The 22,452-nt window shown below is 74.7% G+C and carries 15 protein-coding genes and 2 tRNA genes; 2 read left to right on the top strand and 15 right to left on the bottom strand.

The annotated features are described in order from the left end of the window. Window positions 1-1,020 precede the first annotated feature (1,020 nt). Both WME98_RS13965 and WME98_RS13970 read right to left on the bottom strand, forming a co-directional pair. On the bottom strand, window positions 1,021-2,277 hold the full coding sequence (locus WME98_RS13965) for a DUF2062 domain-containing protein (protein ID WP_437333770.1): 1,257 nt from the start codon (window positions 2,275-2,277) through the stop codon (window positions 1,021-1,023). Between the two features lie 3 nt (window positions 2,278-2,280). Then, complete coding sequence (locus WME98_RS13970) at window positions 2,281-3,153, bottom strand: tetratricopeptide repeat protein (RefSeq protein ID WP_437951756.1); 873 nt, start codon at window positions 3,151-3,153, stop codon at window positions 2,281-2,283. Window positions 3,154-3,270: 117 nt separating this feature from the next. On the opposite strand from WME98_RS13970, the gene WME98_RS13975 reads away from it, so the two are divergent. Continuing rightward, window positions 3,271-5,451, top strand: a complete 2,181-nt coding sequence (locus tag WME98_RS13975; RefSeq protein ID WP_437951757.1) for a peptidoglycan DD-metalloendopeptidase family protein — start codon at window positions 3,271-3,273, stop codon at window positions 5,449-5,451. 313 nt (window positions 5,452-5,764) lie between these two features. Here the strand turns inward: WME98_RS13975 and rpsI are convergent, their stop codons facing one another. From rpsI to WME98_RS14030, 11 genes are all read right to left on the bottom strand, one after another. Beyond that, window positions 5,765-6,157, bottom strand: a complete 393-nt coding sequence (gene rpsI / locus WME98_RS13980; protein WP_020740460.1) for a 30S ribosomal protein S9 — start codon at window positions 6,155-6,157, stop codon at window positions 5,765-5,767. Between the two features lie 8 nt (window positions 6,158-6,165). Further along, window positions 6,166-6,615 (bottom strand): 50S ribosomal protein L13, encoded by a 450-nt coding sequence (gene rplM, locus WME98_RS13985; RefSeq protein ID WP_061625733.1) that lies wholly within the window; start codon window positions 6,613-6,615, stop codon window positions 6,166-6,168. 510 nt (window positions 6,616-7,125) lie between these two features. Then, a tRNA-Ser gene (locus WME98_RS13990) sits at window positions 7,126-7,213 on the bottom strand. A gap of 105 nt (window positions 7,214-7,318) precedes the next feature. Then, window positions 7,319-7,405 (bottom strand) — tRNA-Ser (locus tag WME98_RS13995). Window positions 7,406-7,513: 108 nt separating this feature from the next. Then, window positions 7,514-9,325 (bottom strand): sensor histidine kinase, encoded by a 1,812-nt coding sequence (locus tag WME98_RS14000; protein ID WP_437951758.1) that lies wholly within the window; start codon window positions 9,323-9,325, stop codon window positions 7,514-7,516. 120 nt (window positions 9,326-9,445) lie between these two features. Next, the gene (gene glmS, locus WME98_RS14005; RefSeq protein ID WP_437951759.1) at window positions 9,446-11,281 is read right to left on the bottom strand and encodes a glutamine--fructose-6-phosphate transaminase (isomerizing); all 1,836 of its coding nucleotides are present in this window, start codon (window positions 11,279-11,281) and stop codon (window positions 9,446-9,448) included. A 58-nt stretch (window positions 11,282-11,339) separates the two neighbouring features. Next, window positions 11,340-12,626: an MFS transporter gene (locus WME98_RS14010; protein ID WP_437951760.1), complete on the bottom strand. Its 1,287-nt coding sequence runs from the start codon at window positions 12,624-12,626 to the stop codon at window positions 11,340-11,342. 103 nt (window positions 12,627-12,729) lie between these two features. Further along, window positions 12,730-13,152 carry an RNA recognition motif domain-containing protein gene (locus WME98_RS14015; RefSeq protein ID WP_437333775.1) on the bottom strand — a complete coding sequence of 141 codons (423 nt, stop codon included), beginning with the start codon at window positions 13,150-13,152 and terminating at the stop codon, window positions 12,730-12,732. A gap of 438 nt (window positions 13,153-13,590) precedes the next feature. Next, window positions 13,591-14,952: a hypothetical protein gene (locus WME98_RS14020; protein WP_061627720.1), complete on the bottom strand. Its 1,362-nt coding sequence runs from the start codon at window positions 14,950-14,952 to the stop codon at window positions 13,591-13,593. After that, entirely contained in the window at window positions 14,949-16,355 is a 1,407-nt protein-coding gene (locus WME98_RS14025) for a hypothetical protein (RefSeq protein WP_437951761.1), read from the bottom strand. The genes WME98_RS14020 and WME98_RS14025 overlap by 4 nt, the downstream gene beginning before the upstream one ends. A gap of 10 nt (window positions 16,356-16,365) precedes the next feature. Further along, the gene (locus WME98_RS14030) at window positions 16,366-18,825 is read right to left on the bottom strand and encodes an MMPL family transporter (protein ID WP_437951762.1); all 2,460 of its coding nucleotides are present in this window, start codon (window positions 18,823-18,825) and stop codon (window positions 16,366-16,368) included. A gap of 124 nt (window positions 18,826-18,949) precedes the next feature. Between WME98_RS14030 and WME98_RS14035 the strand changes: the two genes are divergently transcribed. Next, window positions 18,950-19,570, top strand: a complete 621-nt coding sequence (locus WME98_RS14035) for a peptide deformylase (RefSeq protein ID WP_437951763.1) — start codon at window positions 18,950-18,952, stop codon at window positions 19,568-19,570. A 40-nt stretch (window positions 19,571-19,610) separates the two neighbouring features. Here the strand turns inward: WME98_RS14035 and WME98_RS14040 are convergent, their stop codons facing one another. After that, complete coding sequence (locus tag WME98_RS14040) at window positions 19,611-21,068, bottom strand: UDP-N-acetylmuramoyl-tripeptide--D-alanyl-D-alanine ligase (protein ID WP_437951764.1); 1,458 nt, start codon at window positions 21,066-21,068, stop codon at window positions 19,611-19,613. A gap of 78 nt (window positions 21,069-21,146) precedes the next feature. Beyond that, entirely contained in the window at window positions 21,147-22,373 is a 1,227-nt protein-coding gene (locus WME98_RS14045; protein ID WP_437951765.1) for a hypothetical protein, read from the bottom strand. Window positions 22,374-22,452: the final 79 nt, after the last annotated feature.

Here is a 22,452-nt window from a genome sequence, read left to right on the forward strand (position 1 = left end):
AAATCGTGGCGAGCCAGGAGCTCCCCAGGCAGGCGCGGAGACCTCGCACATCGGGGCGGAGCAAGCTCCGCAGCCGTACACGCTTCCGGACCCCTCTCAGGAAAACTCCCCCAGCAATGCCCTCTCCGCGTAGCACCGTGGAGACCCCCGCACGCGCGGTGGAGAAATCCGCGTACGTGGCCCGAAAGCTCCCGTCCGACCGCTGCTGAGCGGATCCGCCCAGCGACGCGACGCGGGAGCTGCGCCCGAAAGCCGCTGTGCGCCCAGGCGCGCTCCGGCGCCCAGGACGCTGGATTTCCGTGCCGCCCTGCGCGCGCTCCTGTCGTCCGCGCGGCAGACGGACAGCGTCACCTCACCCGAGGACCCCAACAGGTCGTGGGGCAACATCGAAGGACCACCACATCTAGGTGTGTGGGCCGCAAGTGGTCGGGATTGCCAAGCTGGCAGAGCACGATCGGCGCGGCGCGAGCGTCTCGGCTGTGAGCGCCTGGCCCGCGCCGCCTCCCCCCGGTGTCCCGTCGGGTACCGATGGTTGCTCCTGCGAGGCATCGCCTCACCCCGAAGCGGGATGGAGGCCAACGCACCTTCACAGACATCTGGGCAGGACGCCCCAGGCGGATAGTGCGAATTTGCAACGTGGGCGAGCCCGGCCTCCAGCGAAGATGGCCCTCGGGCGCTCTCGGCCTCTGTGGATCAGGCAGGGACCCGGACAGCAAGGACCGCCGCAGGCCCTCGGTCTTGGTCTTGGTCTTGGTCAGCGTTTAAGCATGGTCTGTGCCACATTGGAGTTGCTCAGCGGATACCGCGCCTCATGCGCGGCGTGAAGCGGCGAGACCCAACTGCAACCGCGCTGGACAGGTTCTGACCATCTGCGATGCTCATCGAAGCCCCGCGGCGCTCGATCGACAGTCGAGCCACCGGGCCGAGCTCGCACGCTGAACCGGGCGCCCCGGTGACACCACCGAGGGGCGTCGCGACGGCGGTGCGTGAAGGGATCTCTGCGGGAAGCGCGACTCGGGCTCAGCGATCGGCCCGGGTCCCGACGATGAGGACATTCGAGAACGGCGTTTTCCCCCAGGCGGGCCTCGTCTCGCACGAGAAGCCGAGCTGCTCGAGGAGCGCGACGATCTCCCGGGCAGGGCGGAAACGCACCCGCTCGCCCCGGTTGAATCGAAGCGCGGTGAAGATGCGCTCCTCGAGGAGCGTGATCGAGCTCCTCAGGCCGCGCTCGGTGTCCGCCTCGCGGACGAGCAGGCGCCCTCCCGGTCGGACCGCGGCCGCCGCGCGCCGCAGGATCGCGTCCTGCTCCTCGACGCGGAAGTAGTGGAGCAGGTCGATGAGCAGCACGGTGTCCGCGTCTCCCAGCTCGGCCTCGCGCGCGTCTGCGCACCAGAACTCGGCGGCCAGCGGAGGGGCCGCGGGGAGCGCGGGCTGCTCGCCGGACGGACCGGGCGGCGCCGACGAGGGCGGCAGACGCGCGCCCGGATCGCCGCCGCTCGCGCGGCGCGCGTCCTCGATCTTGGCGCGGTCCCAGTCGAACCCGCGCGCGCGCGCGGCCCGGCCCAGCTCGAGCAGGAGAATCGGCAGCTGGCCAGCCCCGGTCCCGATATCGAGCACCTCCCCCAGCGCGCCGGGGCGGTCGCCGGCGATGTCGGCAATCAGCCGCGCGACCGGATCGCCGAGCAGCTTGAAGCGGACGTAGTGAAACCGGGTGCGCTGCGCCGCCGTTGCGCCTTCTTGCGGGCTGTACCTCGCGGCGACGCGCTCGATCGCGTGAGCCCACGGCGGCGCGTCCTCGGGGAGCCGATACGGCTCCATCCCGCCGCGCTGCAGCGAGGGCGCGCGGCGCCGCTTCAGCGCGACGAGCGCGAAGACCAGGCCGCCGCCGAGCGCGGCGAGCGCGAGCCCGACCACGGGCGCGCCGAGGAGCATGTACTCGGGGAAGTCGGACAGTGCTTGCGCCCAGCTCATCTTCTCATGAAGGCGCAGCCAGCGCCCGGTGCGGAGGTACGCCCCGACCTGGAACTCGGCCGTGAGCAGCGCTGGTGCGAACAAGGGGTTGGAAATGTTCGCGGCGACCCAGGCAATCGCCGCGTCCAGGCGGAACCACAGGCAGAGCAGGAGGACGAGCGGCGTGTGGCACCCGAAGATCGGCTGCGACCCGATGAACAGGCCGATCGCCACCGCCACGGCCGTCCGGCCGGCCGACAGCTCGCTGCCACGGAGCTCGCGCCATGCGCGGCGCGCCTCCTCGCGGAGCAGAGAGTATTTCGCCAACGGTCAGGGGTTGCCTTCCGGTGTGGGGCGATCCGCGTCATCGGCCGCGTCCGCCGACAGCGAGGACAGGAGGTCGCTCACCTCCGTGGGGGTCGGCTCGTCGAGCGCCTCCCAGGAGGCGTCCCTCGCGGTGGTCGACGGCGCGTCGCGCGGCGCCGCGCCCGCGGTGTTCCCGCTCCGCTGCGCCTCCACCATGCGAAGGTACATCTTCGCCGTCTTGTTGTCGGGCTCGATCGCGAGCGCCTCGCGCCACTCGGCGATCGCGAGATCGAGCGCGCCGAGGGAGTGCAGCGCGACCCCGAGCAACACGCGCGCAGGCGCGTACTTCGGGTTGGCGTCGCGCGCGGCGGCGTAGTGCTCCCGGGCGAGCGCCAGATTGCCGGCGTCGCGGTACATCGTGCCGAGGCGCAGCTGGAGATCGACGAACGTCGGGCACAGCGCCACGGCGCGCTTCAGCTCGGCGATCGCTTCCTGCGCGCAGCCCGCGTCGGCGTAGGCCTGCGCGAGATCGGCATGCATGTTGGCGATCTTGCCGCGCGCGAACGGATCGAGGACGCCGCCGTCCCCCTCGCCGCGACGGATGCGGGAGTAGACCTGTCGCGCCGCCTCGTATTTGCCGAGGTCGTTGTACGTGACGGCGAGGTTCAGCAGCGCTTCCGTGTAGTGCTCGTTCAGCTGCACCGCGCGCTCGAAGTGGGCCTCGGCCGCGAGGAAATCGCCGCGCTCGTGGAGGATGACGCCGAGCATGTTGAAGACGTCCGCGAACCGATCGGTCTTCTCGAGGATCTGCCGCAGGGCGTGCTCGGCCAGATCGTACTCGCGCCGCTCGTAGTGCTCCCTGCCGAGAACCAGAAGCTGCTTCAGCCTGTCGTCCATGAGGCCCGCCAGCTTACGCGAGCGGCGTACGATGCGGTCGGTCTTCCGCGCAACCCTTGCGCGGATCGGGTGGCCGCGCGGTTGCAACCCCGGCGATGCCTTGGTACGCACGTCGGCGTGCCGAGTGCAGTACCCCAGAACCCGCTCGAGGCTTCCGGAGGGCCGGACGCCGCGGACCGCTCCGAGGAGCGGAACGAAGACGCCGGCAGGGCGTCGGGGCCCGGCGCCGCCGCCCTGCTGGGAGCGCCGCGCGAACAGCCCGGCGCCGCCGCCCTGCTGGGAGCGCCGCGCGAACAGCCCGGCGCCGCCGCCCTGCAGGGTGCGCCGCGCGCGGAGGCCGACGCCACCCCGCGGGACGCGCCGCGCGCCGAGCCCGGCATCGTCCCGCACCACGCGCCGCGCGCGGACATCGAGCGCAGCAGCGCCGCCGACGTGACGGACGACGCGCTCGACACCTCCAGCAGGCCTGCCACGCCGCCGCTGGCCGCGCCGCTCGTGGGCCACCGCCGGGCCGAGAGCGCTCCGGCCGCGCCCTGGTCGCGCGGCGGCGATCTGCGCGCGCGCTCGTCGCCGTCGTGGACGCAGCTCCCTCCTCCTTCTTCTCGCGGGCGCGGCGCCGCGCCGTGGTCGCGCGGCAGCGATCCGCGCTCCTCTCGCCCGTCGCTCGCGGACGGCGGCCCCTACGCGGGATCCGGCGCGGCCGACGGCCCGCGCCTGCCCGCCGGCCTCAGCCGGCCGCCTCCGGGGCCGCACCTCTCGCCGCGCATGACCGCGGTCTTCGGCGGCATCTTCGGCCTCGCGACGCTCACCTCGCTGATCGCGCTCCTGATCCAGGGCGTCCCGGTGCGCGACGAGCGCGCGCTCGTCGCGGCGAGCCCGGCGGGCTCGGCCACAGGCGCGGAAGAGGCCGGACGGCCCGCCGCGCCCGAGGTGAAGGCCAAGACGCGCACGCCGCTGCCGGGCCCGTGGCGGATCTCCGAGCTCGCGAAGGACTCGTCCGTGATCGTGGCGAGCGACGTGATGGACCGCCGGTCGTTCATCACGGCCCTCGACGAGAAGGGCGTGCCGAAGGCGCAGATCTACCGGATCATGAAGGCCTTCGACGGGCTGCGGAAGTTCGACAAGTGCGGCCGCAAGGATCGGTTCACGGTCGCGATGGACCGCTCCACGCGCCGCGTCCGCGCCTTCGAGTACGAGGTCTCGGCGAGCGAGATCTACCAGGCGCGGGAGGACGCGGCCGGGCTGCTCGCGGGCACCACGCTCGACATGAAGATCGCCGAGGAGGAGGTCGTCGCCGCCTTCTACGTGGGGAAGGATCTCACGAGCGCGTACCGATCGGGCGGCCTGGAGCCGGGCGTGCTCGACGTGATCGACGACGCGCTGAGCGGGCGCATGTCGACGGAGAGCTTCGAGGAAGGGAGCATCGTCCGGCTGATCGCCGTCGAGGAGACGGCGCTCGGGATGTTCTCCCGGTACAAGAAGATCATCGCGCTCGAGTACCGGCCCGCGGATCCCGCCGAGAAGCCGCTGCGCATCTACGATTTCAAGGGGCAGGAGGCCCGCGGCTACTTCGACGAGCGCGGCCGGCAGCCGTACGCGGGCGGCTGGCGCGCGCCGGTCCCGGGCGCGCCCGTGACGTCGAAGTTCAACCCGCAGCGGATGCACCCGGTGCTGAAGAAGAGGATGCCCCACAACGGGACGGACTTCGGCGCGCCGACGGGAACGCCGGTGTACTCGGCGTATCGCGGCGTCGTCGAGTGGGTCGGCCCCGCGGGACCGAGCGGTAACCTCGTCACCGTCCTGCATCCGAACGGCGTCAGCACCGGCTACGCGCACCTGTCGAGGTATGCCCCCGGCATCAAGGTCGGCATGAAGGTGGGCACCCACCAGCTCGTCGGGTACGTGGGGTCGACGGGCCGCTCGACGGGCCCGCACCTCCACTTCAGCGCGAAGAAGGACGGCAAGTACTTCGACGCCGAGACGCTCCAGCTCGACGGCGAGCGCGTGATGCCCGGCGTCGATCGCGCGGCGTTCGCCGCGGCGAAGGAGGCGCTCGATCATCGGCTCGACGCCATCCCGCTGCCCGAGCCGCCGCCTGAGCCGGCGAAGCCGGACGTCGCGGAGCCGACCCCGCCGCCCCCCGCAGCGGCCGGCAGCGAGGCCACGGTCTCCGCGGCGCCCGCGGTCGGGCCGAGCGGGCCGACCGAGGTCGAGGCGAAGCCGCCCGAAGGCGCCGGGGACGATGAGGGCGAGCTCATCGAGGGCCCCGATCTCAAGAGTCCGCCGGAAACGATGTGACGCCGGGCGGGCCGGGTGGTCCGCTCCAACGCGGCGAGCTCATCGAACGCCCCGATCGCGAGCGTCCGCCGGAGACGATGTGACGCCGGGCGGGCCGGGTGGTCCGCTCCAACGCGACGAGCTCATCGAACGCCCCGATCGCGAGCGTCCGCCGGAGACGATGTGACGCCGAGCGGGCCGAATGGTCCGCTCGAAGAGCGCAGCGCCTCGCGTGGCCGAGGACAAAAAGCATCGAGGACGCAGAGGGAAGATCCCTCGCGTCCTCGATGTCTTTGCCATGGCATCCGCCCCGATGGGCAGCGTGCCGGGCCTGCTAGCGCTTCGAGTACTGGAAGCGCTTGCGGGCGCCGGGCTGGCCGTACTTCTTGCGCTCCTTCTTGCGCGCGTCGCGCGTGAGGAAGCCCGCGCGCTTGAGCGACGACCTGCGCTCCGGATCGAGCTCGCACAGGGCGCGCGCGATGCCGTGCCGCATCGCCTCGGCCTGGGCGCTGTGCCCACCGCCGACGACGGTCGCGTTCACGTCGAACTGTTCGAGCAGCTCCAGCAGCTCCAGCGACTGGCGCATCACCATGCGCGAGGTCTCGCGGACGAAGTACTCGTCGGCGGGCCTCTTGTTCACCTTGATGTTGCCGGTGCCCGGCGAGAGGAAGACGCGCGCGACCGCGGTCTTACGCTTCCCAGTGGCGTACGTTCTCGTTTCCGTCATGGCTTTGCTCAGCTGTAGCTAAGAGGCTGCGGCTTCTGCGCCGCGTGGGGGTGATCGGGACCGGCGTAGACCTTGAGCTTGGTAAGGAGCTCGCGCCCGAGCACATTCTTCGGGAGCATGCCCTTCACGGCCTTCTGGATGGGGAGCTCCGGCTTGCGCTCGAGCAGGTGACCGTACGCCTCGGAGCGGAAGCCGCCCGGCTCACCGCTGTGCCGCACGTAGTTCTTCTGCTGGAGCTTGCGACCGGTCAGAAGGACCTTCTTGGCGTTCACGACGATCACGAAGTCGCCGGTGTCGACGTGCGGCGTGAACGTGGGCTTGTTCTTACCGCGAAGCACCGTGGCGATGCGGCTGGCAAGGCGGCCGAGGGGCTTGCCTTCCGCGTCGATCACCCACCACGTACGCTCGTTGCGGGCCTCCGCAGGCTTGGCGGAAAAGGACTTGGGCTGAGGATTCATTGGGCGAAAAACTCCGGAAGGGCGCCTGCCAAAAAGGGGCGCAACTTCTACAAGGCGGCCCTCCGCCTGTCAAGCGTCTCGGGCCCGCTCGTAACGGCATCGTTGTCGTCCGGCGGGAGCCGGTCAAGGGCGTCGGTCGGCCCCTTGATAGCACGAGCGTTCACGCCGGTCGCTGCTCCTTCGCGTTCGCCGCGTCCGCGCGCGTCCCTTCGCGCTCCCCCCGCACAGCAGAGCGCGCTCGTCGAGACACGTTCCGCGCGGCATCGCCTCCGAGCGCCGAACCCGTCGCTCGGGACAGATCTCCGCCTCGGCTCGACCGAGGTTGACGGCGCCGCAGCTCGCGAGGGTCAGCCCGAAGCGACGCCTCCAGAAGCCGGGCGTCACCGTCAGCGACCGACCACGACTTCCGAGCGCAGCTGCCGCTCGGCCTCATCCTCTTTTTTTCCTTGCGGACTTCCTGCGGGCTCGTTTCGGGGAGCTCACCACCAGGAGTCGGCGGACTGTTCAGCTTGGCGGAGAGGGCGGGATTCGAACCCGCGGTACGTTGCCGTACACACGATTTCCAGTCGTGCACCTTCGACCACTCGGTCACCTCTCCCGAACCTTCTTCGACGCGCCCCGCTTCTGCCGGACCGGCGCCGCCCGCGAGAGAGCGAGCGGTCAAAGCCCACCTGGTTCAGCGGGGGCAAGCAGCCAAGCGTAGCGGAGAGAGCGGGATTCGAACCCGCGGTACCCTTGCGGGTACACCTGATTTCGAATCAGGCACCTTCGGCCTCTCGGTCACCTCTCCGCGGGCGAACATGGCAAAGCGGGGCCGGCTGGTCAAGCATCTCCTGACACGGACCGACGCGTCGGCGCGCTTTCGCGGTCGGGGCCCTCCGCCGGCCCCGCTGAAACATCAGCGAGCGTCCTCGCGATCGCCGTCGGCGAAGGCCTCGCGCCCGAGCGCCGCCGGGGCTCCAGGTCCGCCCGCCGCGCGCGGCGAGGTCGAGCGCGGCCCGCCCTCGCCCTCGGCCCGCTGCGCGGCGCGCGCCGCGGGCGTGCCAGCGCGCGGGAGCCGGATGACGAAGCGCGCGCCCCCGAGCGGGGAATCGAGCACGTCGATCGTGCCGCCGTGGTCGACGACGATCTTCTTCACGATGCTCAGGCCGAGCCCCGTGCCGTCGTACCGCGTCGTGACGTAGGGATCGAACATCGAGTCGCGCACGGCGGGATCGATGCCCGGCCCGTCGTCGTCGATCGCGATGAGGTGGCTCTGCCCCTCGCTCCGCGCCGAGACGCGGACCCTGCCCCAGAGGGCGCCGGGGCGCGCTGCAGCGCCCGGCGCCGCCCGCTGCGCGTCGCGCAGCGCCTGCGCCGCGTTGCGCACGATGTTGCCGAGGGCGCGCCGGAGCATCTCGCGATCGAGCGCGGCCGGCATCGGGGCGGCCGGCACGTCGAACTCGAGGTCGACGCGCCCGAGCAGCGCCTCGTCCGAGGCGTGCTCGCGCCCCGCCTCCTCCACCGCGGCGAAGCGCTCGCCCTGCTCCCGCAGGAACTCCGCGAGATCCGCGGGCTCGAGCTCGGCCTGCGGGAGCCGCGCGAAATTGGAGAACTCGCCGACGAGCCGGCGCAGCGTGCCGATCTCCTCCTCGACGACCTCGAGCGTGGTCTGCAGCAGGCGCTGGTAGGCCGGGTCGCTGCCGGCGTAGCGGCGGTGGCACTCCTCGACGGCGAGCTGGATCGGCGTCAGCGGGTTCTTGATCTCGTGCGCGAGGTGCCGCGCCATCTTCTGCCACTCGCCCATGCGCTTCAGGAACTCGATCCGCGCGCGGCTGCCCTCGAGCTCCTCGAGCATGCGGTCGAAGGCGCGGCCGAGATCGGCGACCTCGTCGTCGCCCTTGAGCGCGACGCGCACCGAGAGATCGCCCTCGGCCACCGGCCGCGTGGCCGCGGCGAGCCGCGCGATGCGATCGACCACGGGGCGCGCCACGAGCACGCCGGCGAGCACGGCGAGGACGATCGTCGCGCCGAGCAGCGCGGCGAACGCGTCGCCGTAGCTCTCGTCGAGGTACTCCTTGCGGTGCTCGCGCTCGAGCGCGCGGTACGCCTGCGCGAACGCCTGCGCGGACTCGAGCTCGTCGAAGCGGGCGCTCGGCGCGGCGAACGTAGCGACGAGCGCCGTCGCGTCGCCCTCGCAGTCGCCGCCTCCCGCCGCGGGCCCTCCGGGGGGCGCGGGCTCCGCGGGGGGCGCGGGCCCTTCGGAGGGCGCGGGCCCGGAGGCCGAGCCGGGGGCGCGCTCGATCGCCTTCCGGACCGTGAGCGTCTTCTCGCGCGCCGGATCCACCGGCCTTCCGCGCTCCCGCGCGCCGACGAGCTCGCCGCCGCAGCGCTCGACGCGCAGGGAGACCAGCGCGGGGTGCGCCGCGATGATGCGCGCGAGCTCGGCGTCGAGGAGCTCCGCGTCCCCGGCGAAGGCGCTCCGGCGCAGCGGATCCGCCGCGGCGATCGCCTTGGCCTCGGAGCGCATGCCCTGCTTGATGGCGGCGGCGAGCTCGGCGTACACGCCGAGCGCCCTGTCCAGGTGGACGCCGAACTCGGGCTGGAACGCCGTCGCCGACACCCGCGCGATCACCGTCCTGGCGACCACGATGCTGGCGACGAGCGGGATGAGCGCGGTCACGAGGATGGCCGCGACGACCCGCCGCTCCGTTCTGCCGGGGATGCGCATGCGCGCAGCATAGCCGCGGCCCCGCGCCGGCGCGCAGGCCGGCCGGCGCGCACGCGGGCCGCCGCGCCGCCCGGCAGGGCCGCCCGGCCGCCGGAGCGGCCCCGCTGCAGCGGAGCGCCGCTACTCGACCGTGACGGTCTTCGCGAGGTTGCGCGGCTGGTCGACGTCGTTGCCCTTCAGGTTGGCGACGTAATAGGCGATGAGCTGGAGCGGGAGCACCGTGAGGAGCGGCCCCACCTCGTCCGGCACCTTCGGGATCCAGACGTGGTGCTGCGCGATCTCGAGGATCGACTCGTCGCCCTTCGTGGCGATGGCGACGACCTGACCCTCGCGCGCCCGGACCTCCTGCAGGTTGGAGAAGGTCTTGTCGTAGTGCGCGTCGCGCGGGCAGACGACGATCACGGGGAGGTTCTCGTCGATGAGGGCGATCGGCCCGTGCTTCATCTCGCCGGCGGCGTAGCCCTCCGCGTGGGCGTACGAGATCTCCTTGAGCTTGAGCGCGCCCTCGAGCGCGATCGGGAAGCCGAGGCCGCGCCCGAGGAAGAGGACGTCCTTCGCGTGGACGAGCCGCTTCGCGATCGCGTGCACGTAGTCGGCGTCGCCGAGCACCTCGCGCATGTGGCTCGGGGTCTCCCAGAGCGCCTGGAGGATCTCGCGCCCGCGATCCGCGGAGAGCGAGTCGCGGCGGCGGCCGAGGTAGACAGAGAGCAGGAGCAGCGCGGCGAGCTGCGTGGTGAACGCCTTGGTCGAGGCGACGCCGATCTCGGGGCCCGCGTGCGTGTAGAGCGCGCCGTCGGCGAGGCGCGGGATCGCGCTGTCGAGCACGTTGCAGAGCGCGAGCACCTTGGCGCCCTGCGCCTTCGCCGCCTTGAGGGCCGCGAGCGTGTCGGCGGTCTCGCCCGACTGGCTGATGGCGATGACGAGGTCGTCGGGGAAGAAGATCGGCTCGCGGTAGCGGACCTCGCTCGCGAGCTCGACCACCGTGGGGACGCGGGAGAGCTGCTCGATCCAGTAGCGCCCGGCGATGCCGGCGTGGTGGCTCGTGCCGCAGGCGACGATGTAGACCCGGCGCAGCTCCCTCGCGAACTCGGGCGTGACCCCGATCTCGGTCGCGTGCACGTCGCCGGCGGCGAGATCGATCCGGCCGCGCAGCGTCGCCTCGACGACGTCGGGCTGCTCGTGGATCTCCTTCAGCATGAAGTGCTTGTAGCCGCCGCGCTCCGCCTGGACGGGGCTCCAGTCGATGCGCTTCACGCGCCGCTCGACCTTGTCGCTCCCGGCCACGGTCTCGATGCGGACGCCGTCGGCGCGCAGCTCGACGATGTCGCCGTCCTCGAGGAAGATCATGTCGCGGGTGTGCGAGAGGAGCGCAGGGATGTCGCTGCCGCACAGCATCTCGTTCTCGCCGACGCCGACGACGAGCGGCGAGCCGTAGCGGGCGGCGACGATGACGTCGGGCTGATCGCGCGAGACGACCGCGATCGCGTAGGCGCCGTGGACCTGCCGGAGCGACCCGCGCACGGCCTCGAAGAGCGACTTGGCGCCCTTCTGGAGCTCGCGGTGGACGAGGTGAGCGACGATCTCGGTGTCGGTGTCGGAGAGGAACTTGACGCCCTGGCCCTCCAGCTGCTGCCGGATGGCCACGTGGTTCTCGATGATGCCGTTGTGCACGACGGCCACCGGGCCCGCGGAGTGCGGATGCGCGTTGACCTCGCTCGGGCGGCCGTGCGTCGCCCACCGCGTGTGGCCGATGCCCGTGGTGCCGTCGAGGGTCCGCTTCTCGAGCGCCTCGCTGAGCTTGATCAGCTTGCCGAGCGTCCGGACGATCTCGATGCCCTTGCCATCATGAATGGCGATGCCGGCCGAGTCGTAGCCCCGATACTCCAGCTTGCGCAGCCCTTCGACGATGATCGGCGCCGCTTTTTTCGACCCAACGTATCCGACGATCCCGCACATGCTCGCCTCGTTTAGGTAATGCCCGCGCGCGCCTACGCGTGCTGCGGAAAACGTAACGTTACTCCTGGCACTGGGAGCCGGCAGAAAAAATTGAGCTCCCTGACAGTGAACGCCGTGTCGATCGCGCGAAGGTCACAGCCAGGACGAATGCTATCGCGGCCGTGATCGAGGCGACGCCGAACGTGAGCGCGCCGCCCCCGCGCTTGTAGAGCTCGCCCCAGGTCAGCATTCCGATGACGGATCCGGCCCCGGCGCTTGCGGAAAAGAGCCCCTGCGCCGTGGCGAGGATCTGCGGCGGGGCGCGATCCCGCGTGTAGGCGAGCGACGCGACCCACATCATGGCGAAGGACACCGCGTGGAGCGGTTGGAGCGCGAGCAGGGCGGGCCAGAAGCGCACCTGCGAGAGCAGCGCCCAGCGGAGCGAGGCGCCGGCGAAGGCGACGGCGAGCGCCACGGGCGGCGCGAACCGCTGGAGCAGGGGGCCGGAGAACGCCATGAGCGCGATCTCGCCGGCGACGCCGACGGCCCACGCGACCCCCACCAGCGGATCGGGGAAGCCGACGTCGCGCAGGTGCAGCGTGTAACAGAGGTCGTAGGAGGAGTTCGCGCTCTGGGCCAGGAACGACGCCGCGAGGAACAGGCGGAAGTCGCGGCTCCGGAGGAGGGCGCCGGCGCGCTCGCGCACGGAGCCGCCGGCGGCCGCCGCCGCGCGCGCCGCGCCCTCCGCGCCCTCCGCGCCCTGCGCGCCGCCGCGCCGACCGAGCCGCTGGAGCGGCGCCTCGTCGCCCGCCGGGAGCGCCCACGAGAGGGCGAACGCGACGAGCAGCGCGGCGGCGATCGCGACGGGGAACGCCGCCGGCCGCGCCGGATCGATGAGCGCCCCGCTGACGATCGCCATCAGCGCGAAGCTGATCGATCCCCAGAGCCTGAGCCGGCCGTAGGCGATCCCGGAGGTCAGCGACGTCTCGAGCGCGACCACGTCGGCCATGGTGAACATCGGCGCGCGGAAGAACGCGAACGCGAGCGCCGCGGCGAAGAGCCCGCCGAAGCCGAGCGAGACGTCGAGCGCCGACGACAGCGCGAGCAGCGCGAACACGGCGAGGGCGCCGGCGCAGGCCGCCCGGATCAGCCACACGCGCACGCCGAGCGCGTCGGCGATGAGGCCGAACACCGGCGGCGCGACGAGGCCCATCGCGGGGAGCGTCGCCGCGATCGCCCCCATCGCGAGGCCGCGGACCCCCCGCCCCTCGAGCCAGCTCGGGAACAGCGGCAGGTACACGCCGAGGACGGCGAAGATGCCGAAGTAGTAGAGCGAGATCGCCCGCGGAGACGGTTTGAGGTGCAAAGAAAGGGGAGATGGCATCGGCGGTGAGGGCAGCGCACCAACGAAAACGGCGGCGCCTCCCTGGGGAAGCGCCGCCGCATGAACGTCGTCCTACTAGCTCGGATCAGTACCGATCGCCGCCGCGACCGCCGCGGCCGCCGCGACCACCGCCGCCGCCGCCGTAACCGCCGCCGCCACCGCCACGACCGCCGCGGCCACCGCCGCCGCCGCCGCCGCCGTAACCGCCGCCGCCGCCGCCGCCGTAACCGCCGCCGCCGCCGCCGCCACCGCCGCGCTGGACCCGCTCCTCCGCCTCGTTCACGCGAAGCGGACGGCCATCCATGAGGGCGCCGTTCATCTGCTCGATCGCCTGCTGGGCCTGCTCAGGCGTGCCCATCGTGACGAACCCGAAACCCCGCGACTGCCCGCTCTCGCGGTCGGTCACGATGTGCACATCCGTCACCTCGCCGCTCTGGGCAAACGCAGCCTGCACGGAGGCCTTGGTGGCGGAGAAGGGGAGATTACCAACGTAGAGGCGAGTACCCATGACACTGATTCACTTCACGGCTCTGCGAGATGCGTCAGCTTCGGTGCCGAACAGTGCCCTGCCGCCCCGATGGAGCCGTGGGGGATCGAGGGAGGGCGGCGCTGGGGAGGAGCCCCCGGTGCGCCACACGTTGCGTCGTCCAGTCCGCGATCAATCCGCGATCCCCGAGAAGAGAAGCGTCGTGTCGAGTGCCAGTGACGTTCGTGACCAGCCGATAGTAACCAAATGTCCCCCCGGCGCAAGCGCTGGAAGCAGCCCTCCCCGTCGACGCAGCCGTGCATCGCTCGCCGGACGTCCCGACCGAACCCGGAGCGGTGCGGTCGCGTCTGCTGGCGCCGGTCGCGCCGGTCGCGTCGGTCGCGTCGGTCGCGGCGGTCACGTCGGTCACGTCGGTTGCGTCCGCCAGTCGCGCCTGTTGCCCCACATCCGGCGCGCGCATCAACGCCCGGCCGATCGACGGAACGTGGCGCCGAGATCCCAGCCCTCGCCGCCCCCGGCGCGCGCGAGGGCGACGTCCGGCAGCACCCCGCCCGCGATCCGGACCTCGGCGATCACGCCGAGGCGGAGCGTCGTGGTGAGCGAGCGCGGCGCGGCGGTGGGGGCGAGCCGCGGCGGGTGGCGGGCGAGGTCGAGCGCGCGGGCGCGGTCGTCGGCGGTCGCGAGCGCGAGCAGCGCGTGGAGAGGCCCGGGGCCGAGCGGGCGCACGAGCTCGATCGCGAGCGCCGCCTTGCCGCGGGCGCGGCGGCGCCCGAGCTCCGCGCGAGGGACGGGCTCTGCCGTGACCTCGTGCCCGGGCCGCGAGAGGATCGGCGCGACCGCCTCGGCGACCTCGACGAGGTGCGCGGCGGACTCGTCCACGAGCAGCTCGGCCGGAGGGCCGCCCCACCCGGGATCGCCGTGCGCCCTCGGGAGGCCCGAGAGGCCGAGGTGCGCGAGGCGCTCGGGCGGCAGCGCGTCGACCAGCCGCTGCGCGACGCCGGGCTGACCGAAGGGGCCGGCCTCCGGGCCGGTGGTCAGCACGATCCAGCCGGCGACGCCGAGATCGAAGCGGACAGCGCCGCGGCGGTTCGCGTGCAGCCCGGCGCCGAGCCACCCGAGGTCGTCGCGCTCGGTCTCGAACGCGCGCAGCGACGTCGTGAGGTCCTCGGAGCGGATCACGTCGATCGCGTCGAGGAAGGCAGCGCCGCGCGCGGCGACGTCGTTGCGCGTCAGCGTGATCTGCCGCGGGCCGAGGTCGGCCCGGAAGGCGCCGGTGCCGTCCGGCGACGCGGGGTCGAAGCTGCGCGGCAGGAGCGCGACCATCGGCGACGCGAGCGCGCGGGCGACGCGGGCGGGATCCGCGCGCGGGAACACGGCGGCGAGCGGATCCTTCGGGTGCCGCTCGGGCCTCGGGACGTCGGCGAGCACCGCCGCGGCGCCGCGGGCGCGGGCGCGCTCGACCGAGCTCACGACGTCGCGGCCGTCGAGCTTGACGAGGCGCGCGGTGCGCAGCCCGTCGCGCAGGCGCACGACCGCGGCGTCGCCCTCGCGCGACGGGAGCGCGGACGTGAGCGTCGGGTAAGGGTTCCCGGACGCGTCGAGGCCGTAGAGGCTGTCGGCGATCGCCGACGCGAACAGGGCCGCGGCCGGATCGCTCAGGTCGTGCGGGTCGAGCGAGCCCGTCGGCCACGGGAGGTGCATCGTGATGCGGCCGCCGAGCGGGGTGCGCCCCATGGCGCGGGCGCGCGCCGGGAGGGCGGCGGCGCCGAGCAGCGCGCCGGCGCCGCCGAGGAAGGCGCGGCGCGGGAGCGAGCGGCTCACCGCACCACCCAGATCTCGTCGGCCGTGGCGACGGCGAACGGGGCGCGCCCGGGCCCGTCGGGCGGGCAGACCGCGAGCGCGCGCACCCCCGCCGGCGCCGGGAGGCGCAGGATCTCCGGGGGCGCCGCGCGCGAAGGGCCGCCGTGATGGCGCCGCCACGAGAAGACGACGACGGCGTCCTCGAGCGGGTCGAGCACGTCGAGGCTGGCGAGCAGCTCGGGCTCGCCGTCCTGATCGAGATCGCCGATCGCGAGCTGCGCCCCGGCGCTGCCCACGAGCTTGCGGCGGCCCGCGCTGTCCCGGAGCTCGACCGCGCCGCGCTCGCGCGCCGCCCAGACCGTGAACGGCTCGCCCCGGGCCGACAGGAGCTGCGCCGACGCGAGCGCGTCGTACCGGCCGGCGAGCGCCGTCGTGGCCGGCGGCGGATCGGCCGGGGCGCACGGCGCGAGCGGGCCGGTGAGGAGCGGCCCCCACGCCGTCGTGCAGGCCGAGCCGCCCGCGTCCGGGATCGCCAGCCCCGGGAGCTCGGCGAGCGCGTTCAGCTTGCCGTCGAAGCGGACGCTGCGCGCGCGATCGGTGAGCCCGACGTCGGCGAACGGCGGCTCGGGCTCGCCGTGCCGCGCGCGCTCGACGAGCGTGGCGAACGCGAGCGGCTCGCGCAGCGGCGACGGGTGCACGGCGACCACGTCCGGCCACGAGCGCGACGCGAGCGGCACGACCCGGCCGCCGCGGAGGCGGAGCGTGGTCACGCGCCGCCGGCTCACGCTCAGGATCTCGAGCGCGCCGTCGGCGTCGAGATCGCCGCACGCGAGCGCGACGACGTCGCCCTCGAAGTTCTTCGCGCGATCGACCCGGGCGGCGACGAGCGGGACCGGCGCGAGGTAGCTGCGGACCTCCGCGTCGAGGGGCGCCTCGGCGTAGGCGTGGGCGATGGGCCCCGGCTCAGGATCGCGGATGCGCGCCCAGACGGTGCGCGGCACCGGGTACACGTCGGCCGTGACGCGCAGCCGCCCCGCCGCGACCTCGACGGCGAGGTGGACGAGCGCCGCGTGGTCGCGCGCGGCCTCGCGCGCGAGCGGCAGCGGGATCGGGTCCTTGTGCGCGCGCGCGCCGGCGCCGAGCTTGCCAGCGAGGTGGGCGGCGAGCGCGGCCGCGAGCTGGGCGCCGCGCGGCGCCGGCGCGTCCGAGGCGAGCGGGCCGGCTGCGACGAGCGCGCGGCCCGTGACGGGGTCGAGCGAGCGCGCGAGCGCGTCCACGACGCGGGCGACGGCCGAGCGCGGCGGCTCCGGCGCGGGCGCCGGCGCGGCGGGGCGCGGCGGCGCGGCGGACGGCGGCGACGGCTGCGCCGCGGCGGGGCGCGCGAGCGCGAGGAGGGCGACGAGGAGGAGGCTCCGGGGAGACAACGCCGCGATGTTACGCGCGCCGGCGGGGTCGGGGCCAGAGCCGCAGCCCCGCCGGCACCACGATGAGCGCCACGACCAGGCCGACCGCGCTGCCGAGCGCGCCGACCCGGCCCAGATCGCGCAGGCCGTCGAAGCGGCAGAACGCGAGGGCGGCGAAGCCCGCGGCCGTGGTCAGCGCGGTGGCGGCGATCGCCGGCCCCTCGTGGCGCAGCGTCTCGCGGATCACGGCGTCGCCGCCGCCCGCCGCCTCGAGATCGCGGGCGCGGTGGAGCAGGAACATGCCCTCGTCCACGGTGATCCCGAGCAGCACCGGGATGACGAGCGCGTCGTACGCGTGCAGGGGGATGCCGATCACCCGGATCAGCAGGAGCACGAGCGAGATCTCGGAGGCGACGACGAGCGCGGCCAGCGCGATGTCGCGCGCGCTGCGGAGGGAGGCCGAGAGGGCCAGCAGCACGAGCGCCCCGGCGACGATCGCGATCCGCGGCATGTCGTGCGCGAGCGTCTCGCGGAGCGACGCCTCGAGCCGGGTGTAGCCGGTGAGCATGGCCTTCGGGTCCTCCTCGCGGATCGCGCGCTCGATCCGCTCGACCGAGCCGGCCTCGCGGGGCCGGACGTACAGCGCGACGAGCGCCTCGCCCCCGTCCGCGCCGAGGTAGCGCGAGAGCAGGATGGACGCGGGGCCGCGCTCGAGATCGGCGAGCGTGACCTCCTGCCGCGGCGGCGAGCGCATCCCGTCCAGCACCGCCGAGAAGCGCTCGGGCGCGAAGCCCGTGTCGCGGAGCGCCCGCTCGAGCTCGCCGGCCTTCGCGGGCAGGTCGAGCGCGTCGCGCGCGGCGAACCGCGCGGCCTGCGTCGAGGGGGCGGGCGCGAGCGCGGTGAGCGCGTCGACCGCCTCCACGTCGGCCTTCATCGAGGCGAGGCGCTCCGCGAGCCGGTCGGCCCGGGCGCGGGCGCGCTCCTGCTCGCCGTCCGCGAGGAGCACCACCCACTGCCCGCGCCGCCCGCCGAATGCGTCGAAGATCGCCTGCTGCACCTTGAGCGGCTCGAGCTCGGCGGGCCGGATCGCGACGATGGCCTCGGCGAGCGGCGGCGCGGCGCCGAGGGCGACCGCCGCGATGGGGAGCGCCGAGAGCGCGGCGAGCGCGAGCGCGCGGCCCCGGGTCCGGGTGAGCCTGTAGAGGCCGTCGGGCCAGCGCGCCGGCGCCTCGGGCGGCGGGGCCCCCCGCTCGAGCCAAGCGCCGACGGCCGGCGTCACGAGGACGATCGCGATCGCCGTGAGCACCTCGCCTGCGGCGCACAGGAGGCCGAGCTGCCGGAGGGCGTTGATGTCCGACAGCGCGAGCGCGCCGAACGCCGCCGCCGCGGTGACGGCGGCGACGAGCACCGCGCGGAAGGTCCGCGCCCTCGCGGCGCGCCCGGCCGCCTCCGGATCGAGGCCCTCGCGCCGCGCCTCGAGCAGCGCGGCGTAGACGTGGACGCCGGTGTCGACGCCGACGCCGACGACGACCGACATGAAGGCGACCGCGATCGCGCTGAGCCCGCCCGGGAGCGCCGTGGCGAGCCCCGCGGTCCAGACGGTCCCGAGCACGAGCGGCGGCATCACCGCGGCGAGCGCGCGCATGCGGCGGAAGAGCAGCGCGAAGACCGCGGACGCGAGCAGCATCGAGAGCGTGCCCGAGACGGCGAGATCGCGCGTGAGCATCTCCTCGGTGGCCGCGGCGATGGCGTGCCCGCCGGTGAGCCCGAGCGTGAGCCGCGGGTGCGCCGCGCGGATCGGGTCGAGGACGGCGTTCGCGTCGGCGACGAAGGCGCGCGCGTCGGCGCCGCGGAGCGCCTGCCCCGCCGGCTGCACCAAGACGAGGTGCACCTTGCCGTCGTCCGTGGCGAAGGCGCCGTCGGCCTGCGTGCGCACCCCGGAGCCGATGTCCGCGGACGCGAAGACGAGCTGCGCGAGCCGCAGCGGGTCGGCCGCGATCGCCTCGGCCGCGGCGCCGGCGCCCGGCGCGAGCAGCATGGCGCGCGTCTCGGCGAGGCGCTCGCGCATCCCCTCGGGCGAGAGCGCGGCGGCGAGCCGCTCCCGCACGCGCGCGTCCGCGTGCCGGAAGGCGAGCCACGGATCGAGCGCGCGCGAGGCGTCGACGCGATCGGCGGCGCGCTGCACGGTCGGGCGCGCCGCGAGGGCCCGCGCGATCTCGGCGGCGACGGCGGCGTTCTCGTCGGGGTCGTCCCCCTTCACCATCACGACGCCGAGATCGCCGCCCCCGAACCCGCGCACGTACCGGCGCAGCGCGGCGGCGTCGCCGCGCTCGGGCAGGAGCGAGGCGACGTTCGGCTCGAGCTGGAGCCGCAGCGTCACGGCGGCGAAGGCGGCGAGCGTCAGCGCCGCGAGCGCGAGCGCGACGGCGAGGCGGAGAGGCCGGCGCGGGGCGCGTGCGCGGGCCGGCGAGGGCGGAGGGGGCGCTGCCATGGCGAGCCGGGCCGGGCCGGCGCCGCTCCTCTACCCTCACGCCCGCCTCGCCGCGAGGACATCGCGCGCCCGCCCCCCGCCGGCGGCGCTTGCGCCCGCGGGCGCACCGGTTCATCCCGGCGGCATGGAGCTCCCCCCGATCGTCCTCGCAGGCAGAGCCGTCCTGCGGAAGCCCGCCGCGCCCGTCCCGCCCGAGGAGATCGGGACGAAGCAGCTCAAGCAGCTCGTCTCGACGATGGTCGCGGTCATGCGCAAGGCGCCCGGCGTGGGGCTCGCCGCGCCGCAGATCGGCGTCGGTCAGCAGGTGATCGTGCTCGAGGACAGCGAGGCGCTGATGTCTCGCCTGACGCCGGAGCAGCGCGCCGAGCGCGGCCGCGTGCCGTTCCCGCTGCTGGTGATCGTCAACCCGACGCTGAAGGTCCTCGCGCCGTCGCTGCCGGCGGCGGCCGACGCGGCGGGCGCGGGGCGGGCGGCGTTCTTCGAGGGCTGCCTGAGCGTTCCGGGCTACATGGCGCTGGTCGAGCGGGATCTGTCGGTCGAGGTGAGCGGCGTGGACGCGGACGGCAAGGAGGTCCGCTGGCAGGCGACCGGCTGGCCCGCGCGGATCCTCCAGCACGAGGTCGATCACCTCCGCGGCACGCTGTACGTCGATCGCATGATCTCGCGATCCTTCTGCAGCAACGAGGAGGCGAAGGTCCTGCTCGGCCAGTCGGTCGCCGAGGCGCGGGCCGCGCTCGGCGCGTGACCGCGCGCCCGTCGGGCGAGCGCCCGCGCGGCGCCCGCGCTCAGGGCGAGGGGCCTGCGCCGCGCCCGGCGAGGGCTTCCACGATCCGCTCCATCCTGATCCCGCGCGAGCCCTTCACCAGCACCAGATCGCCGCGCTCGACGATCTGAAGCGCCCGGCTCGCGGCGGCGCTCGCGTCGCCGGCGAACCACGCGCGCACGCCGGCCGCCTCGGCGGCGCGCGCGATCCGCGCCGCCTCGCCGCCGACGGCGATCAGCGCGGCGGGGCGCGCGGCGCCGACCGCCTCGCCGAGCGCGTCGTGCTCCGCCGCCGCGAGCGCGCCGAGCTCGCGCATCTCGCCGAGCAGCAGGACGAGCCGCTTGCCGAGCGCCTCGGCCAGCTCGACCGCCGTCCTCAGCGATGAGCGCATCGACAGGGGGTTCGCGTTGTAGCTGTCGTCGATGATCACGGTGCCGTCCGGCAGCTCGCGGACCGACAGCCGCCCGTCCCCCGGCGGCGCGAGCCCCGCGGCGGCGCGCGCCGCCCGCTCCGTCGAGAGCCGCTCGCCGAGCGCCTCCTCCACCGCGGCGACGGCCGCCGCCGCGGCCAGCGCCCCCGCCTCCCCGAGCAGCGGGACCACGATCTCCAACGCCTCCCCTCCCCGCTCGATCCGCACCGAGGTGCCGCGCACCCCGACCGGCCGTCGCCCCGCGATCCGGATCTGCGCGCGCTCGCCGAACCCGTAGGTGATCCGCCGCGCGGCGCCGGCGCGCTCGAGCTGCTCGACCACCTTCGCGTCGTCGCCGTTGCCGAGGGCGACCCCGTCGGCCGGCAGCGCGGCGAGCAGATCCCCTTCCTCGGCGGCGACGTCCTCCAGCGTGCCGAGCCCCTCGGTGTGCTCGACGCCGATGGACGTCAGCACGGCGAGGTCCGGCGCCGCGATCCGCGCGAGGGCCGCGACCTCGCCGCGGTGGTTCGTGCCGATCTCGACGACGGCGAAGCGATGACGGTCCTCGAGCCCGAGCAACGTCATCGGCAGCCCGATGGCATTGTTCAGGTTGCCCGCGGTCGCGTGCACGTCGCCGCGGCCCGCGCCCGCGAGCAGCGCCGCGATGGTCCGCGTCGTCGTCGTCTTGCCGGCGGAGCCGCCGATCGCGACGATCGCCCGCGGTCCGTCCGGGTGCGCGCCCCCGCGCCACCGCTCGCGGTGCGCGCTGGCCAGCGCCCCGAGCGCCGCGAGCCCGTCCTCCACGAGCACCGCGCCGCCTTCGGGCGGCAGGTCCGCCTCCCGGGAGACGACGAACGCGGCCGCCCCGCGCTGCGCCGCGGCGCCGAGGAACCGATGGCCGTCGAAGGTCTCGCCGGCGAGCGCGACGAACGCCGCGCCGGGCGCGATCGTGCGGCTGTCGGTCGAGATGCCCCGCGCCGCCGGCCCGGCCCTCAGCACGCGCCCGCCGGTCGCGCGCGCCAGCTCGTCGAGGGTGAACGGGGCAAGGTTCTGCGGGATCGGCGTCGCCATCGCGGGCGATCACCAGCATGGAACGGGCCGCAGGGCCAACGAATCGCCGGCGCGCGGCCTCGCGCGCGTCGAGCCGCCTCAGCGCCGGGTCTTCTCCTTGTCGATCTCGTCGTAGATGTCGTCGCTCTTCGGCCGCGGGCGCGCGGCTGGCCGGGGCGCTGCGGTCGCGGCGGGCGCTGCGGTCGCGCTCGGGGTGGGCTCGGCCGACGTCTCGGCGGTCGTCGGGGCCGGCTCGGTGTAGTCGATCGCGATGGGCCCGCCGCCGCCCATGCTCTGCCACAGCGTGATCCCGACGAGCGCCAGGAGGGCGATCGCCAGGATCACGCTGAGCACGATGATGACCGTCCTGCCGCCCTCGCGGCGCGGCGCCGTCACGGCGGGCGGCTTCTGCGGCTCCGCGCGCTCCTGCACGAAGCTCGACGGGAGCGCCGGCAGCTCGAGGCGCGCCGACGTGGTGGCCCACGGGCTCTCGGCGGGCGGCATCGCCGCTTGAGCCGCCTGGGGCGCGCCGGCCGCCGCCGCGCCGTCCCAGCCGCCGGCGGCGTGAGGCGCGCCCGCGGCGGACGCGCCGTCCCACCCGCCGCCCGCCGGCGGCGCGCCGGGCGCCGCCGCGGCGGGCGCCGCGCCCACGGTCGGAGCCGGCGCGGGCGCAGCGGCCGAGGGCGGCCCGGCCGGCGCCGGAACGCCCGCGTGCAGCGAGGGCAGCGGCGTGCGCCCGGCCTCGTGGACAGGGGGACCCGCCGGACCGAAGCCGGGGCCCGCGAACGCCGGCGGCGCCCCCGGAGGGGGCGGCTGCGCCGCGTTCGCGGCCAGCATCCGTTCCGTGTTCGGCGCAGGCTGGAACGACATCTGGCTCGGGGGCGCCGGGTCCGACGGCGGCGGCGCCGAGATGAACGGGAGGCCGCTCGCAGAATAGACGCCGCTGGTCGACAGCACGTCCTGCTGCGAGACGAGCCCGGGCGGGAGCGTCCCTCCGCGCGCCGAGACGTTCCCCGCGGGCGGCTGGGTGTAGCCGGATCTCGCCGCCGCCGGAGGGGAGGCCGGCGCGGAGAACTCGGGCGTCGACGACGCGGGCCCAGCGAGGCCGGGCGCCGACGGCGCGGGCGCCGCGAACGCGGGCGGCGACGGCGCTGCGAGCGCGGGCGGCGACGGCGCCGGCCCGGGATACGCCGCTCCGGAGGCGACGGGCCCGGCGAGCCCGGCCCCGGACGGCGCCGGTCCCGCGAAGCCGGGTGGGCTGTGCTGCTGAAGCCGAGGGCTGAGCGCGTACTGCGAGGAGAGCGGGCGGAGGACCCCGGGCGCCATCAGCGGCGCCACGGGCGGCGGCCGGAAAGGGATCCCCGATGCATGCGTCGATGCGAGCGGCCGGCCTGACTGCGCCGCC

The sequence above is a fragment of the Sorangium sp. So ce296 genome, from assembly GCF_051529605.1.
In the GTDB taxonomy this organism is placed as follows: Bacteria; Myxococcota_A; Polyangia; order Polyangiales; family Polyangiaceae; genus Sorangium; species Sorangium cellulosum_D.

What these genes read in the sequence shown, in the direction of transcription:
- WME98_RS14035 (WP_437951763.1), top strand. Translation starts at nt 18,950, where the DNA reads ATGGAGCTCCCCCCGATCGTCCTCGCAGGCAGAGCCGTCCTGCGGAAG.
- WME98_RS14045 (WP_437951765.1), bottom strand. Translation starts at nt 22,373, where the DNA reads ATGGCGCCCGGGGTCCTCCGCCCGCTCTCCTCGCAGTACGCGCTCAGC.
- WME98_RS14040 (WP_437951764.1), bottom strand. Translation starts at nt 21,068, where the DNA reads ATGGCGACGCCGATCCCGCAGAACCTTGCCCCGTTCACCCTCGACGAG.
- glmS (WP_437951759.1), bottom strand. Translation starts at nt 11,281, where the DNA reads ATGTGCGGGATCGTCGGATACGTTGGGTCGAAAAAAGCGGCGCCGATC.
- WME98_RS13970 (WP_437951756.1), bottom strand. Translation starts at nt 3,153, where the DNA reads ATGGACGACAGGCTGAAGCAGCTTCTGGTTCTCGGCAGGGAGCACTAC.
- WME98_RS14015 (WP_437333775.1), bottom strand. Translation starts at nt 13,152, where the DNA reads ATGGGTACTCGCCTCTACGTTGGTAATCTCCCCTTCTCCGCCACCAAG.
- WME98_RS14000 (WP_437951758.1), bottom strand. Translation starts at nt 9,325, where the DNA reads ATGCGCATCCCCGGCAGAACGGAGCGGCGGGTCGTCGCGGCCATCCTC.
- rplM (WP_061625733.1), bottom strand. Translation starts at nt 6,615, where the DNA reads ATGAATCCTCAGCCCAAGTCCTTTTCCGCCAAGCCTGCGGAGGCCCGC.
- WME98_RS14030 (WP_437951762.1), bottom strand. Translation starts at nt 18,825, where the DNA reads ATGGCAGCGCCCCCTCCGCCCTCGCCGGCCCGCGCACGCGCCCCGCGC.
- rpsI (WP_020740460.1), bottom strand. Translation starts at nt 6,157, where the DNA reads ATGACGGAAACGAGAACGTACGCCACTGGGAAGCGTAAGACCGCGGTC.